Below are 15611 nucleotides of genomic sequence, written 5' to 3'. Positions count from 1 at the left end.
ATCCTGGTTGAAATAATAGTCGCTGACTGCTTTAATCTCTTGCCTGCTGCCTGTTGCCTAAAACATGATTGTCATTAGTGAATCCAAACAACCACCTCTACCCACGGGCTGTTTCCCACTTACCACTTACTTCTTCTCAATCATCTTCTCGCCTGCACTAACGGCAAAGGGCAACCTGTTTTGCCGGGGTGGAATGGGGCAGGTGGCAAAAGGAGTAAATACGCAGGGCGGATTGATCGCCTTATTAAAATCCAGTTCAATCATTCCATCAGCATCAGCCTTTGGGACATAGAGATATCTGCCGGAGGCATACGTTTCATTTCCGTTAGTATGATCTGCGAAGATGATAAACAGATCTTCCTTTCCACTTTCCAATGCATCCAACGAATATTCTTTGTCTCCTACTTTAAAATAAAGTTTGCCGGGCGAATGCTGGGCATGCGTCTGGCCAATCATGTTGGAGATCATCACGCTGTCATTATTACCAGCTACAAATTTTGCATCTAAACGCCAGGTCGTATCTGTTGGAAAGTAGGGTAGTTTATCAAATGCTTTCATGCCCGGATGATTCAGGTCTCTCAGTCTCACTCCCAACTTATCATCTCTCCTGATGATGTTCCAACGAAATGAACCCATATTCAATACCGGAACCGGTCGACCATTTTCAAAAATTATTGCTTTCTTTACTGGTTTGTCAAGCATCTTTACCTCAACACCGCCAGCACTATTCCAATACACCTTTCCCTTTTTTAAAGTAAAAAAGCCGGCAGTTACCGGCATATTTGGCAACTCGCATACAAAATCATTCTTCGGACTTTGTCCCATCGTGTTTTTTCCTGGCTCCAGCCAGTATAAACCTGCAAGATTCAGCCATCCATTCTCAGCCTTTAACTCAGCAAGCCGTTTAATTCGCCAGGCATCAATCGTTTCATCATAACGCGATCCTGCCTGTGCTGCAGACTTCATTGGTGAAACGAAACCTATACTAACGATAATCGTTAAAAAAACAGTGCTTCGGAAAATATTCATCATAACAATTCACTGAGTTGATATTAGATTTGACGCGTTCCTCGAATTGACAAATTGCAAATTTGAGACCTGCAAAGTTCAGGGAAAGCTGGAATTGAAATGGCTAAAAGGAGAAATTCTTTCCGATTCTATCATTTAAAACAATCTGTTATATTTGTTAGCGGTTCCCTACAACGATTTTTATTTTATTTCGCGCCGTTCGAAGCAACCAATGAATTTATTCTGAGATGCATAAAAGCCGGATTCGGATAGTTTTTTGGATGGTTTTATTTTGCCAGTTTGCCCTGGTAGGGAACGGAGTTTTTGCATCAATTCAAACGTCGGTATATCAGACTGAAGTTCACACCAAAAAAGAATTGGCACCCTCACATACCGGTACTTTTATTGATCAGTATTTTGAATCGGAAGAATCTTTGAGCGATAAAAATCTGCGAAAACCAGCACCTCAGCCATTCGATTCAGGTTTTTTTATTCACTATGCAGTTGGATCAATTGATGAACTTCAATCTCAGCAAATAAAGTCTTTTCATGTACCGGAAATTTCGTCATCGCTTTTCCTCCGGTATTGCAATTTCAGGATTTGATTACTCACCTGTTTCTTTCTCTTAAACAGTACAATGTAAAAGTTCTCACTCCATCACTTACTTGTTTTCGTATACCCCTAAGCGTGGGCGAGTTTTAATGGTTTAAATACCTCAACTGATTACTTGTCATGTTGCTGAACTGGAAGACAAAAAAACTCCCGATAAACAAATGCCTTTGAAAACAGTTTGAATCCGTTTAAAAATATCGATTCCGTTCTCTGTGGAGTTTTATTGAAGTACATGAAAATCGCTTGTTTTCCATGCGCCAAATTGCTTGTTTTAGAATGATCTGCAATGATGCTGCGACCACTTTGCCACATGAACAATGGTCAACCCGGATGATGCGCCCTGCCGGTCTCTTTCCTTTCCGGAAATTTTCCCGCGGGGCAGGCAGTCTTATGAATTGTTCTCATGCATATGCACTCTTGTTGTCTTTGGGTAAACCGTACCCGGAAATACGTAATCCTGTACCAGGAAAAGGAAGAATCCGGAAACATCGTTCTGCCAGATGATTTTTTTGGTTCTTCCTGAACGCGGTTTTTTGTTTTAAAGGTAGAGGAGAAATGCCCGCAACCATACCCTGCGGGCTTTCTCATTTTCAGGCAGGAGTGAGGAGCAGGAAAGGCGGGAGAGTCAGAAGATAAAGATTAGGGACAAGTATTATAGCCATATTTATACTGCTTTTTATAGTTTTAATAATAAAAAAAGTGGGCTAAGAATTTACCCACTTTTTTAAAGGATATAGAAACGTATTATTTCTGAAGTAGCTCTGTACAGGGATGCTTTTTACCAGACTTCTATTTACTAAATCTCCTGCCACCTTTCTCCTGCCTGACTACTTCATCTTCCCTATCTGTAAAGAATCTCTTGAAATCATAGACGAGTCCGCTTTACGCATCAATGGTCCGCCGCAATTCCACTCAGCCTGATCAATTGCATCAAAATAACTGAGCCAGTATTCTTTCACATCTGCATCAATGAGGTAACCGGCACTTCTGTTATAAAATGAACTTACACCGTACCTGTTCAGGTTTCCATATATCACGTCCCCGGGAAAAGGTGCGCTTCCACCCCAGGCACGCAAAACTGAATACCCGCTCCTGGTTTCAACAATAAAGTAAGGGCAGCTGAAATCCGACATCACAACAGTGCCGCGCTCCTGGCGCAACCAGTAACTCTCATCCTGCTGAGGTCTGCCCATATCCTGTTTGGTACAGGAAATCGCCAGCAAACTGATGGGTAAAAGGAGTAAAATTATTCTTCTCATTTTCTATGGCATTTAATGCAGCTAAGACGGAAATTGATGGAGATGGATCACTAAGGAGATGTTAATGTAGTGGGGGGTGAGCCGGGCTGAGTTTTTTATGACCTTGTAGGGGTCAGTTATTTTTTCGCCAGGCTGAATCCCTGACCATTGAAAATGAGCAATCGTTCAAAGTAACCTGCGCCGCCCAGATTTTTCTGCTGCCTGCTGCCTAAGGAAACAATACAATCGCCTGCATCCTGCGGATAAACGCATTATCCATATTCGATTTGGAATTGCAGGAAAAAATAATTGTCCCGGGGAACACCTCGGAAATCTTCAGAAGATCATCAGTAGCAGTTTCCTGGTCAGCATGTTTTTTACCAAACAATGCATCTGCTTCATCGAACAAAAGCAGGATATCAATTGAACTGACTGACTGCAGTAAGGATTGCAGATTCTTCTCTGTTTCGCCGATATATTTTGAAACCAGCGTATTCAGGTCAATCCTGAAAACATTTTTTGAAGCGTCCTTGCCGACAAGCGCTGCAGCAAGAATCTTCATGTGTTCATTCTTTCCTTCAAAAAGAAAGCGGAATGGAAGCTGTTTTCCTTTTACACGCGGGTTTGATTTTAACGGCAAAGAACCGGTAAATGTTCTTACCGTTTGAAGCGATGGCAAAGTCTCCGGGCTCCAGTTGATTGTATTCCAGGAATGAGCAGTTTGAACAGAATAGGCAGGCAGTTGATTCATGGTCGTGCTTAAAGAGAACAGAAATAATTACCCCTGGGTCCTGAAATCGTTTTCGGCAACGATCTTGTCATTTCGGTAAATACCCAGCTTTCCGAAAATGCTGTTTTGTACAAGCATGTTCTCCAGTTCGGTTAGCTCTACCGACAAATACGGCACCCACTCCTGCCTGTTTCTTACAAAAACTTCTGTGGCTGCTTTGTCGGGAAATAATTTATAATCGAATTTAGGGTTCCGTGAACAAACGTAGCCCGGATAATAGTAGTTCTTTTTTTGTTCAATGGCAAACTCCGCTTTCATCAGCATAAGGTACTTACCGAGACTGTATTTACTATAAGCCGGATGATAGAAATTCAGAATACCCGCTATACTGGTATTGCCTTCATCAAAATAACCTACAGCGATTAATCTTCCCTGATCCCGCACTTCGATCTGCAGCGAATCATACACATTCATCGCATCTGTACCCAAAAGATAATCCTTAACAGTATCGGTTAAGTGAAAATCAGTGCAGGTTTTATATGCATTGAACAACTCTTCTGTTTCTCTTGTAATCTCAAAGGACTTTATATTGACGGTAAAGTTGCTATTGATGCTGATGATTTTTCTCGATGATCTTCCGGGTTTGAATTTTTTCAGATCGAATCTTATCCAGAATACAGGTAACAAACTTTCATCTTCACCAATGATCAGATCAGTGGTAATCATTTTCTGCTGAATCCGGTACCATCCGAATTTTAAATAATGATCCAGCATTTCGCCGGTCATCTGATCCGGAGAATGTGTATGATAATAGATCATCGATTGCTGCTTTCAGAAATCAGGATCGTTTTAAATAACGATCACCTCATATTATGAATTTACATTGAATCACCGGTTTTTACAACAATCCTTTTACCTAAGAGTTCTGGTTAACCTATATTAGGACATTTTGATGACAGCCCTTACATAACCTGTTGATTCCGCCAGGCCAGGAACAGGATCCTGTTCATCTTTTTCGTATTCAATCGCAATAGTTTCCTTGTAGCCGATTTTCTTCAGCGTTTTTATAATCGCCGGAATATCAATTACTCCTCTTCCGATTTCAATAGGTTTTCCCTGCTCATTATTTTTATCTACATCCTTAAGGTGAATATCATATAACCTGCTGTGGTATTTTTCGAGTTTCTCCGCAGGATTTTGTCCTATCCTTTGTACATGCCCAACATCTATGCACAGTCCAATTCTTTTGTCGAGATCCTTTACTCTTGAATATACATCATCGGGACTGCGATACAGATCATCACCGGGACCGTGATTATGAATCGCCAGTCGTATGCCGGAACTTTTCACCTGCTCTTCAACAAATTTCAACAAGTCGTGATTAGGTACACCAATGATGGTGGGAATTCCTGCATTTTTTGCATAGGTGAACGCCTGCGCTACTTCATCCTGAGTCTTCATATAAATCACTCCTGCACCATACAGTTGAAGACCTGCAGCAGAAACTTTTGCTGCCATTGATTTCAACTCATCAGCTGAAGCATTTATTGGCATATGCATCGACTTGAGAGCAATCTTTTGCAAACCCAATCGCTTACTCACAGCAATAGTTTCATCCAGGTTGAATTTGCGAAGTGTATAGGAAGCCAGACCAACATTCAGCGTTTCTGCCGGAGTTGATTTTTCAGATGAAAAAAGAGAGGATGCCGGTACAAGTGCAGAACCTAACCCGAGTATTCCTGTTTTCAAAAATTCACTGCGTGAAAATTTCATATGGAAGTAGTGATTTGTAGCTCAATTTACAACAGAAGTGATCATTTCAGGCAGAAAGCAGTAGCCTGCCCGCCGGCAGGCAGGTAAGCAGGCAGGAGAAAAAAAGAAATCTGAATACTTCATACTGAAAACAGGTAAAGAAATCAGTTTGCGAAATATTACCCAAAAGTACAGCCGAAGAACCGGTTCGGAATTTGTAAGCCTGCACAAGGGAATTGTTTTTCTTTCTATATCCCGTTATCTGCCTCTTTTTTCTGTTTCTTATTCTTCTTGTATCCTGTATTCTGTATTTCCGTATTCTGTTTTCTCTTTATACTTGCATCTATGTCAGGCGAGTTAAAAATCATTTCTTCGGAAGAGATCGATAAAAAAAGGTGGAACGACTGCATTATCAAAAGCAGTAACGGGCTGATCTATGCAAGAGCTGAATATCTTGATCATATGTGCGAAAACTGGTCAGGTATTGTGCAGAATGAATACGAAGCTGTGATGCCCGTTCCCTGGAAAAAGAAATTAAACATCATTTATACCCCTTCCGTTCCATTTATCCAGCAGCTCGGCATCTTTTCGCAGTACGGGAAATATGATGAAGAAAAATTCCTGGATGCTTTGTCTCGGTTTTCTTCCTACGGTGATTATTTTTTTAATTACAAAAACCAGGTACAGGGCTCGGTGTCCCAGACCAATTTTGTTTTAAAGCTGGACAGAGATATCGAAACACTTCTTAATAGTTTTACCAATGATGCAGTTCAGAATATAAAAAAAGGAGCCGGCAGGGATCTGCAGTTTTCCAATGCAAAAATTCGTGATGCTATTGCTGCATTCAGGAACCTTTATGGAAAGAGGTTCACACACGTGAGCAAAGAACATTATCAAAAGTTTGAGGCGCTATGTTTAGTCCTTGAAAAAGAGAAGAAAGCGTTTGCAAGAAAAATTGAAACATCCGCAGGCGAGATGCAATCTATTGTGTTACTGCTAAAAGATGAACGACGCCTGTACAATATTATGAACTCGACTACTGATGAAGGTCGGCACAACGCAGCAAACCATTTTTTACTATATAATATCTGGGGAGAATTTCATCAAAGCAATTTACTCTTTGATTTTGAAGGTTCCGATGTTCCTGGAGTAAAATCTTTCTATGAAAAATTCAATCCTGTAAATGAACCATTCTATCATTTGCATTTTAACAACTTACCCGCTCCGATCCGCTGGTTGAAAAAATAAGATGTAAAATGATCGGATTGCTGAGCCCATTTTTCAGATTGCTTGCTAAAAAAGAAACGGCTCTTCCGCGCATGTCCATTTTTAAAACCCTTGTGAACCTCGCCATACTCAAGCGACGGAATCCCGAAACCTCCCCGGTAAAAGTTAAAATGGACAGGTTTATTTTGAATGGTCCGGATTACTCCCTGCTCAGTTTCCTGATCAAAGAAAAGTTTATTGACGAAGAATATCACTTCCAAACTTCGGTTACACGTCCTGTTATCTTTGATTGTGGTGCGAGCATCGGTATGGCAATGATTTACTTTAAATCTTTATACCCCAATGCTACCATTCAGTGCTTTGAGCCTAACCCCGGCGCAATGCATTTATTAAAATTGAATGTTGATGAAAATAATCTGAAAGATGTAACTCTTCATGAATCGGCATTGACAGCAAAAGAACGATCTGTGTTGCTGACTATTCCAGATCAAAAGAGTATGCTTAATGCTGGTGTACATTTTAATGCTGACGGGTCGACTTCAATCATCGTACAAGCTGAACAACTTTCGAATTACATTACTGCAGCAGGCAAAGTTGATCTCGTAAAGATTGATGTGGAAGGAAGCGAATATGAAATTGTAAAAGAACTTCAGCATTCAGGAGTACTCGCCGGCCGGGCTGTCAAACAATTCATCATCGAGTTCCACACGCTTCTATTAAAAGACAAAATCTCACTCGACGATTTCTGTTCCATCTTCGAAAACAACGGCTACGGAGTCAGCCAGCAGAAATTATTCTATCACAACCCCGACTCAGATTACATCATTCACGCAATTGCCATGGAGAGAAGTAAGCGGTAGTTTGAAGTAAAAAGTTGAAGTTTTAAGGTTATAGGTGTTAAGTCATAAGTTAGCCTTCGTGAGTCAAATTCATCTTGGATTGTGACAGCAGATCCGTTCATGCTCTAACTTATGTACCCATTTGTTGATCAACATTGGATTTTCAATAGACCCAGGCTTCAGCCAGGAGCCTTCGCAAGTGCCAAATTCATCTATGATTGTAACAGCAGGTTCGTTCATGCTCCGGAAGAAGCATCCTGTGTATGCCACCTGCAACAGGGCGTGTTGAAATATAAAAAGAGAGGTAAGGAGCAGGTTAAAGTCAAAAGGGTTCAGTATTTGTTGTTGCTGACTGCCATCTGCAACTCACACTTCCCTCTTATATCACTTTTTACTCCTTACCTTTCTCTTGATAGCCTGATTATTCTGTTCTCAGGCTTCTTACAGGATTCGCCAGTGCTGCTTTGATCGCCTGGGAACTTACCGTTACTGCTGCGATGAACACTGCCACTAATCCTGCTACAGAAAATACCCACCAATGGATTGCCGTACGATAGGCGAAATTCTGGAGCCAGCTATTCACTACCCACCATGCCAGCGGAAAGGAAATTGCACAGGAAATAATTACGAGCTGAATAAATTCTTTCGCCAGTAAAGTAGCAAGTTTTAGTGAAGATGCGCCTAATACTTTCCGGACTCCGATTTCGCGCGTACGTTTTTCTGCGGTATATGCAGCAAGACCAAACAGACCCAGGCAGGAAATCAGTATTGCAAGCGCAGCAAATATGCCGGCAAGTTTCCCGGTCAACGTTTCTGTTTTAAAAAGTGCATTAAAATCATCATCCACAAAGCGAAATTCCAAAGGCTGACCTGCATTGCTGGCTTTGATCACATTCATCGTTTTTCCCAGTGCATTCGAAAGATCGACACCATCTTTCAGTTTGATGGTCATGGAAGACGCGGCCATTGGCCCCCAATACAGAACAGCCGGCATCCCTGATCCATACATATCATTGTATACATAGTCATTGATTATACCAATAACCTGGAAGTCATTTTTACCCACCGATAATATCGCTCCGGCTTTCCCTTCCACGCCCATAATATCAGCGAGACTTTTATTGATAATTACACTGTTGCTATCTGCTTCCGAAGAACTATAAAAATCTCTTCCTTCTATAACTTTCATTCCCATTGTAGACAGGTATTCCGGGCTCACCGTGTTGGAGTGAACTTCCGTTTTGCTTTCAGGATCTTTTCCCTGCCAGCGAAAATTGGTGGAGCTGCTGTATAGATGTAGGGGCTCGTGAAGACTCATTGCAACATTATCAACCACGCCCGTTGAGATCAACTGTTGTTTTACGGCCGGGAAGTGTTCTTTGATTCCGGTCGGTGCAGCCATATGAATCAACCTCTCCTTTGTAAATCCGAGGTCGCGGGTTTTGATATGATTGATCTGCTGATAAATTATAAGAGTACAAATGATCAGTGCGATGGAAAAAGTAAATTGTGTTACGACCAATCCTTTCCTGATGAATACTGCACCACCTGCACTTTTTATATTCAATCCTTTCAGCACTTTTATCGGGTTAAATGCAGAAAGATAAAATGCCGGATAGCTTCCGGCAAGCAGACCTGTAATCAACACGATTCCTGTGAGTACCACTACATGCGGTGCTGTAAACAGTTTGACATTAAGGTCCTTTTCTACGAGTTGATTATAAGCCGGTAATACGAGATAAATAATACCCAACGCGATAAACAAGGCGATAAAGGTCATGGTCAGCGACTCTCCCAGGAACTGAAGTATCAGTTTTGATTTTCCCGACCCCATTACTTTTCTGATTCCTACTTCCTTTGCACGTTTTTCAGAACGTGCCGTAGCCAGGTTCATAAAATTGATACATGCAATCAGCATAATCACAAATGCAATTACAGAAAAAAGATAAACATATGTTGCTTTTCCGCCCTCAGTTTTTCCATTGACAAATACATTTCTCAAGTACCAATCATTCATCGAAAACAGGATCAGTTCTCCTTTCCATCCGGTTAATTTTTTGGAAAGAAATCCTGAAAGGTTTGCCTGTACTTCACTTCGTTTGGCTTCGGGAGATAACTCAACAATCGTTTCTGTGAGTGTATTCGTCCAGGGTTTTATCCAGTCATTCCGGTCCTCAAATCTTGTATAAGGTGAAACCCAATGAAACTGGTATGATGAGTTCCGGGGAACATCTTTAAAAACTCCGGTTACTTTAAAAAGTCCATCTACGCTGAATGATTCACCCGCATTCATCTTTATTGTTTTACCAATAGGATTTTCATTGTGGAATACCCTTCTTGCAAGCGATTCACTGATGATCACAGCATCCGGTTCAGTCAAAACACTTTTTGAATTTCCTTTAACGAAATCCAAGGTCATCATATCAGGAAAAGAAGTGTCTGCATATACACCGGTTTCACGAATCTTTGTTTCATTCCATTCCAGCAGTTGCGGCATAAACCAACTCAGCCGTGCTGTATTTGTGATACCCGGGATTTCTTCTTTTATAGCCTGTGCCAGCGGGCCTGGCGTACTTCCACCTGTTTTGATCTCGCCATTCACCTCTACATTTTCCATGATACGGTAGATATAATCCCGTTTTTTAAATGCTGAATTAAAATCGAGTTCAGCTTCCACCCACAGAAAAATAAGGGCTGAAAAAGCGATTCCTATTGCCAGACCAAAAAGATTTAAAAAACTATAAGTCCTGTTTTTCCAAAGACTGCGCAGTGTTGTTTTAATGTAGTTTTTGAACATCGCATTCGGTATTGTTATAAAGACAGAAAGGAATGGAAGATGTTTCATCCCAACACAATTGCCTTCTTGTGATGCGACCAGTAGTCAATCATTTACATCACATTTCTGGCAAATTCTCGTGTGAAACTGATACATCAAGTGAGCGGTTTCAGATAACCGGCAATCAGTATTTATCAACCGGATTTTCTAATCAGCGAAAATCAGCGTGCCTTTCAATCTGCGGATTGCGGGAGAATATCTTCCTTTGCAAACAATTATTTTCCCGCGGATTGACGGTGATTTACGCAGATAATAACAAATGTTTCCTATCTGCGCCAATCTGCAAAAATCTACGGGAGAAAATCTTCCTTTGCAAACAATTATTTTCCCGCGGATTGATGATGATTTACGCAGATAACAACAAATGTTTCCTATCTGCGCCCATCTGCGTATTATCTGCGGGAAATGAACTGATCTAAAAAAGATTTCTTCGATGGCAGAAATTTTCCCGCTGATTCGCGCTGATTACCTACTCGCAGATCAATGCAGAACCAGTTAAAGAATTTTTCAGATAACGATGGCCGGGATGCCGATCCTCAGAATCCAAAAAAGAATAGGTATCGCAGGGATAAAATCTTTTTTGTGCCAGAATTTCATCAGCATTTCGGGAATATGCAAAGATGTTACCTGCCGGAACCCGACCAGAATATTATTACCCGTAGATCAATACCCTTTTAGTGCAGATGACGCTATGAGTAAATCACTGCTTAGAGAACTATTGTTTCAATTTTTTCTGAAGATTGTACAGCTGTTTCTTCGAGGCATTCGAAAACCAGCCGATAAAATTCCGGGTGTGACTGCCAGGTTTGGCCGGTTACCAGGCGCCCGTCGCGGACTGCTTCTTCGCTGCGGATATATGTCGCGCCATAGGCTTCGGCTTCTGAATGTACATGTTCGTAGCAGGTGACCTTCTTTCCTTTTACCAGGCCAGCAACGGTTAAGATCTGAATGCCATGACAAATAGCAAACAACCACTTCTCTTGTTGATCAAATTCCTTTAATATGCGGAGCACCTGCATGTCATGTCGTAAAAATTCGGGAGCTCTTCCACCGATCAGCAACACCCCATCATAATCGGATACATTGACATCCTCAAAACTGATATCTGAAGGCACGCAGTAACCTGGGCGCTCACGATAGGTATCCCATCCCGGCTCCAGTTCATGGATCACGAGGTTTAGTCTTTTTACTTTGTTGGATGCGATGACAGGTTCGTAATAGGATTCACGAAAACGATGGATGGCAAACAGTGTTTCGTAGCTCTCTCCGGCATCGCCGGTAATGATGAGAATTTTCTTAGTCGACATGCTTTAAAGATAAGTAATTAAGAAGATTTTAGATGAGATCTCACTATTGGCAACACACCAATATTTTTTATATATACCTTATCCTGTGATCAACCCAATGGCGCCCTCGAAGACGCGAAGTTTGTTCGAAGTTTATCTTAGAGCATCCTTAGAGCCTTGGTGTCTTCCCGGCAAAGGAAGGCAGCATTTTCAGGGAATAGGAATGAGTATCAAGCATTAATTTTATACGATTGACTTCAATTCAAAACAAGAATACCCTGTTTTATCAACCGGAGTTAAAAACACTTATACGCCAGAAATCTGTATTTCATTGCAGGTTTTTACTTCCCAATACTCGTCACTAAATCTCTAACCCCTAATTCTCCTGCCGGCAGGCAGGCTCCTGCCTACTGCCTCTACTTCACCGTAAACCTCGTCACTGCCTCACCACTGACTCCCTGCCCGGAAAGTCCCTCAAGCACAACGATGTAATTTCCTTTAAGATCACCTGAGTAAAAAGAGAAATTGACCGGTGTGCCGTTTTTCAGTTTCACTTCAGGATTCCAGTACAATGTGGTTCTGAAATCGGGTATTGATTCTACAGTGCTGTCCAGTCCGTTATATACAGGTGAATAGAATTCTCTTTTTAACTGGAGGCCGTCATAATCTACAACAGTTGCGTTGCGATCCAGGGTGAGACCTTCAAGATCGCCGTTGAATGAAACAAAATTCAGTATGCCATCAAAGCTGGTATTTCCGAGTACATATTTTTTTGCGATCACATCCAGCTTCTGCATTTTTAGTGGATTCAGTTCGAGTACCTTGTTGATCCTGAACACAGGTACCCCATCCATCAGTACCAGCGGATCATCAGACATGATTACTTTTCTTTCCTCATCATATACTGTCAGATGAAAATTGTCCGCCTGTTTTTTTACGTTCACCCATTGTACATACTCACGGAGAACTTCTTCCATCGTGGTAAAGCGGGTATAGTCATCGAGGTAATACCGTTTATCAGGCCTGGTATAAAATGTTGTGGTATCAATGGAAAGTGTATCAAACCTGTTGAGTTCTTCTTCTTTGTAAACAGACTGCACCTGCGTACTGATCATCCGATCAAGAATACCCGAGGTGTCTGCGGCAGTAATAATCAACGGGGTAATCGAATCAGTTTCGGGCTTCTCAGCATATGGCTGTATGATATCTACCCTGTAAACACTATCACCGTTGAGCGAATTTGTCTGAAGTACGAGTTCAGAACTGCCGTAGAGATCAGGCATTTCCAGTTTCAGGTAGCCGCTGTCGTTACTGATACCGGATACAAAATTGGTTCGGCTTCCTGGTGCACCGATAAAACCCTGGATACGTGGAGCAGGCGCACCATTGCGTGAATCAATTATTCTTGCCGATACAATTACACCATTGTATTCGGGTTCGAAAGTAAATGCAGGAACCGTATTCGGTGATTTCCAGTCGAAACGCCGCCAGCCTTGTGTGAGCAGTAAATTTTCAAGGGCAGGTTTGCGATTGGGTTCTTTTTCATCAAAGTAAAATTCAGGATGTTCCACCCGGCCTTTCAACTCGGATCGCAACCACAGCCATTCAGAAATTCCTGAAAATTCTTTTGAAAAAGCTGAATCAACCTGGTACACTGCCAATGAAAAATTTCCCTGATTGGTATCAGAAGAGCTGACATCAAGGTTAATTTTTTTTCTGTTCTGATAATCTGCCTGGTCCGTTTTTACTGTAAGGTTTTTAATTTTTGACGGTTGTTTGAAATACAAGCGTTCGCAGACAGGTTCGCGGGATGCATTGAATACAGTAATTGTCGATACCCCTTCGCCAAGACCTTTCTCCCTGATCTTCACGATCCCCTGCCCGTTCACCAGTTTTACCATTTCCGCAATCTTTAAAGATAGTCGGGTATGAACGAGGACATACAGCTTAGAAGCATTACTGATGTTACTATTGAGTTTTACCTCTATATTTCCATCTTCATCATTAGACACTGACATCACATATCCTTCATTTTCTATTGCCTCGAATGCTGAGCTTTGCAAACTTCCATCTGGGAATTTAATTACTGCCTGGTAACTGTTTCCTGTCTCAGGAGTAAATCTGAAACTTCCCATACCAAACACGAGCGGCTGAAATCTTACAACGGTATCTTTTTTCTGATCAACTATGAATCCCATAAAGTCAGCACTTTTGCCGTATTGATCCGTAACCTTAACAGCAATTTTTGATTCAAGACCTTTTACTGCATGGCCTCCTTCTGGAAAAAACTCCGCATTGTATTCCGGTTGCGGCACTTTTGTTTCAGGTAAAATTCTTCGCCCATTCGTTACTGTTATATCCTGACGATAGAAAAAATTTTCGCTGAAATTTTTCATCCAGTGCGTGTACGAGCGAAGTCTGTAATTGCCTGTAGGAAGCGTCGATGGAATTACAACTGAAGCGGCACCAAAACCTGAATCCAGCGCCACTTTTGCAAGCATCACCTGCCGGTTCTGATTATCCAGCAATTCGATATAGGCCACTTTGCTCAGGTTCAGGGGTTTGTTTTGCCGGCTGTCAACGCAGTATACTTTCAACCACATGATGTCGCCTGACTGGTACAAATGTTTATCGGTATGTACAAAAATCTTTTCTTCCAGTACATTGTTGTTGTAAGTCTCCAGTCTTGTACGCAAAGGCGCCATTTCGTCCGTCGTCTGTGCGACAGCGTTAGCAGACAATACCGTTGTCAGCAGAACAATAAACTCCAGTTTCTTATTAAATGATCGAATCACAGAATGAAATATTATAAATTAAAAAAGTTATGGCCAGAAAGACGGCTTTTGATTTGATCCTCCCAATTTCCGGCAATCCACACATTTGTTGTAAGAATATGATACCGCAACAACGCGACCGAGAACTTCTTTTGGTTGCACAGGGATATAACTTCCGGATTCAAACCAGTATATCATTGTATCGCGTATATATGGCAGCTCGTCAATATAGCAGTCCTGGTATAGTGTATTAATATTCAACTGAGGCAACTCCTCGCGTTTAATAAAAATTCGTTTTTCTGTAATACTTGATGCAGAGATAAATCCTACAACTATTTCTGAACTGTCACTCACACAGGTAATATTCCCGCGCAGTTCGGAGGGCTGCGAATCAAAAACAGACCCGGTCAGCTCCGTATTCTTCTGCATTCGCTGAAGATATTCATAGCCTTCCTTAGGAAGTATAGATTGCTTTACAATAATGCTGTAGTGAGATACTAGCCGGTTGGAGTTAGAGGCAGAGACAAACCTGACTGGCTTTGCGTATATAATGTCCTCACTTAGGTTTACCGTACTTCCAATGACAATGGAACTGGATGGAACAGTCATCCAGCAGGTGTAGATTGGCGGGTCTGATGAAAGCCTGGGGACTATTGGTGGTAATATCGGATCCGTAATTGTCGCCGGATCAAATTTTATCGTAGAAAAATAGGGTGTTGAATATTGCCAGGTTTCTATATAGCTCCAGGAATAGTACTTGCTTGCATTTTGCGTATCATGCGTCATTAACCGGATTTCGATACCGTCGTCCTTAGGGACCCAGAATAAACTGTCAATTGCGGGTGAAATTTTTGCTTCAGTGAATCCGGATACATATTCCTTGTTGTTAGCGATTATCCGCAGCCTGTATTGTCTGCCCGTAGGTAAACTTAGTTCAGGAGAAATAAATTTTCCACTATCTGCATGAGAAAGTTCAATCCTGTCGTTTTGCTGATCTTCAATATACACACGGGCATTTTCTTCGAATTGAACGTCAGGATTATCAAGCGCTGTTGTTCTGGCCAACCGAATTTCTGTTCTTACTTTATCGCCGATATTGATAACGCCTTCGGCAATAAGGAAACCTGTCGCTGGAGAGGGTAAGTCCGCATAGAACTTTTCTTTACAGCCACAGGCCATAACCACCAAGCAGGATATGAGAAGAAGTTTTTGCATTTTTTTCTAAGGCCAGAAAGAAAGTTTCACATTTGTCCCGGTACTCTGCAATCCACACATTTATCCAATGCTGGCTGTATTCTCGATGATACG

General features: G+C 41.6%; 11 protein-coding genes. 2 read left to right on the top strand and 9 right to left on the bottom strand.

Annotation, left to right across the window (positions count from 1 at the left end):
- Window positions 1-126 precede the first annotated feature (126 nt).
- The 5 genes from P2W82_RS05400 to P2W82_RS05380 all read right to left on the bottom strand — a co-directional run bounded on the left by P2W82_RS05400 (window position 127) and on the right by P2W82_RS05380 (window position 5362).
- Window positions 127-1032, bottom strand: coding sequence for a DUF1684 domain-containing protein (locus P2W82_RS05400; protein WP_336514829.1), 906 nt, complete (start codon window positions 1030-1032; stop codon window positions 127-129).
- Between the two features lie 1416 nt (window positions 1033-2448).
- Window positions 2449-2880, bottom strand: a complete 432-nt coding sequence (locus P2W82_RS05395) for a hypothetical protein (RefSeq protein ID WP_336514828.1) — start codon at window positions 2878-2880, stop codon at window positions 2449-2451.
- Window positions 2881-3088: 208 nt separating this feature from the next.
- Window positions 3089-3610 (bottom strand): ATP-binding protein, encoded by a 522-nt coding sequence (locus P2W82_RS05390; protein WP_336514827.1) that lies wholly within the window; start codon window positions 3608-3610, stop codon window positions 3089-3091.
- A gap of 27 nt (window positions 3611-3637) precedes the next feature.
- The gene (locus tag P2W82_RS05385; RefSeq protein WP_336514826.1) at window positions 3638-4408 is read right to left on the bottom strand and encodes a hypothetical protein; all 771 of its coding nucleotides are present in this window, start codon (window positions 4406-4408) and stop codon (window positions 3638-3640) included.
- A 120-nt stretch (window positions 4409-4528) separates the two neighbouring features.
- Complete coding sequence (locus P2W82_RS05380) at window positions 4529-5362, bottom strand: sugar phosphate isomerase/epimerase family protein (protein ID WP_336514825.1); 834 nt, start codon at window positions 5360-5362, stop codon at window positions 4529-4531.
- Between the two features lie 324 nt (window positions 5363-5686).
- On the opposite strand from P2W82_RS05380, the gene P2W82_RS05375 reads away from it, so the two are divergent.
- A complete protein-coding gene (locus P2W82_RS05375) occupies window positions 5687-6589 on the top strand; it encodes a hypothetical protein (protein WP_336514824.1) in 903 nt (300 codons plus the stop codon).
- An 8-nt stretch (window positions 6590-6597) separates the two neighbouring features.
- Window positions 6598-7428 carry an FkbM family methyltransferase gene (locus P2W82_RS05370; RefSeq protein ID WP_336514823.1) on the top strand — a complete coding sequence of 277 codons (831 nt, stop codon included), beginning with the start codon at window positions 6598-6600 and terminating at the stop codon, window positions 7426-7428.
- A gap of 400 nt (window positions 7429-7828) precedes the next feature.
- Here P2W82_RS05370 and P2W82_RS05365 read toward each other — a convergent pair whose 3' ends face one another.
- From P2W82_RS05365 to P2W82_RS05350, 4 genes are all read right to left on the bottom strand, one after another.
- Window positions 7829-10252 (bottom strand): ABC transporter permease, encoded by a 2424-nt coding sequence (locus tag P2W82_RS05365; protein WP_336514822.1) that lies wholly within the window; start codon window positions 10250-10252, stop codon window positions 7829-7831.
- A 698-nt stretch (window positions 10253-10950) separates the two neighbouring features.
- Complete coding sequence (locus tag P2W82_RS05360) at window positions 10951-11550, bottom strand: DJ-1/PfpI family protein (protein WP_336514821.1); 600 nt, start codon at window positions 11548-11550, stop codon at window positions 10951-10953.
- 395 nt (window positions 11551-11945) lie between these two features.
- Entirely contained in the window at window positions 11946-14324 is a 2379-nt protein-coding gene (locus tag P2W82_RS05355; RefSeq protein WP_336514820.1) for a hypothetical protein, read from the bottom strand.
- A 27-nt stretch (window positions 14325-14351) separates the two neighbouring features.
- Window positions 14352-15518 (bottom strand): DUF4249 domain-containing protein, encoded by a 1167-nt coding sequence (locus tag P2W82_RS05350; RefSeq protein WP_336514819.1) that lies wholly within the window; start codon window positions 15516-15518, stop codon window positions 14352-14354.
- Window positions 15519-15611: the final 93 nt, after the last annotated feature.

The sequence above is a fragment of the Pollutibacter soli genome (genome assembly GCA_029269725.1).
In the GTDB taxonomy this organism is placed as follows: Bacteria; Bacteroidota; Bacteroidia; order Chitinophagales; family Chitinophagaceae; genus Pollutibacter; species Pollutibacter soli.
This window is presented reverse-complemented; position numbering and strand designations above follow the sequence as displayed.

Excerpts from the sequence above, each read along its gene's own strand:
- P2W82_RS05400 (WP_336514829.1), bottom strand. The coding sequence starts at position 1,032 with ATGATGAATATTTTCCGAAGCACTGTTTTTTTAACGATTATCGTTAGT.
- P2W82_RS05380 (WP_336514825.1), bottom strand. The coding sequence starts at position 5,362 with ATGAAATTTTCACGCAGTGAATTTTTGAAAACAGGAATACTCGGGTTA.
- P2W82_RS05375 (WP_336514824.1), top strand. The coding sequence starts at position 5,687 with ATGTCAGGCGAGTTAAAAATCATTTCTTCGGAAGAGATCGATAAAAAA.
- P2W82_RS05390 (WP_336514827.1), bottom strand. The coding sequence starts at position 3,610 with ATGAATCAACTGCCTGCCTATTCTGTTCAAACTGCTCATTCCTGGAAT.
- P2W82_RS05365 (WP_336514822.1), bottom strand. The coding sequence starts at position 10,252 with ATGAAACATCTTCCATTCCTTTCTGTCTTTATAACAATACCGAATGCG.
- P2W82_RS05370 (WP_336514823.1), top strand. The coding sequence starts at position 6,598 with ATGATCGGATTGCTGAGCCCATTTTTCAGATTGCTTGCTAAAAAAGAA.
- P2W82_RS05395 (WP_336514828.1), bottom strand. The coding sequence starts at position 2,880 with ATGAGAAGAATAATTTTACTCCTTTTACCCATCAGTTTGCTGGCGATT.
- P2W82_RS05360 (WP_336514821.1), bottom strand. The coding sequence starts at position 11,550 with ATGTCGACTAAGAAAATTCTCATCATTACCGGCGATGCCGGAGAGAGC.
- P2W82_RS05385 (WP_336514826.1), bottom strand. The coding sequence starts at position 4,408 with ATGATCTATTATCATACACATTCTCCGGATCAGATGACCGGCGAAATG.
- P2W82_RS05350 (WP_336514819.1), bottom strand. The coding sequence starts at position 15,518 with ATGCAAAAACTTCTTCTCATATCCTGCTTGGTGGTTATGGCCTGTGGC.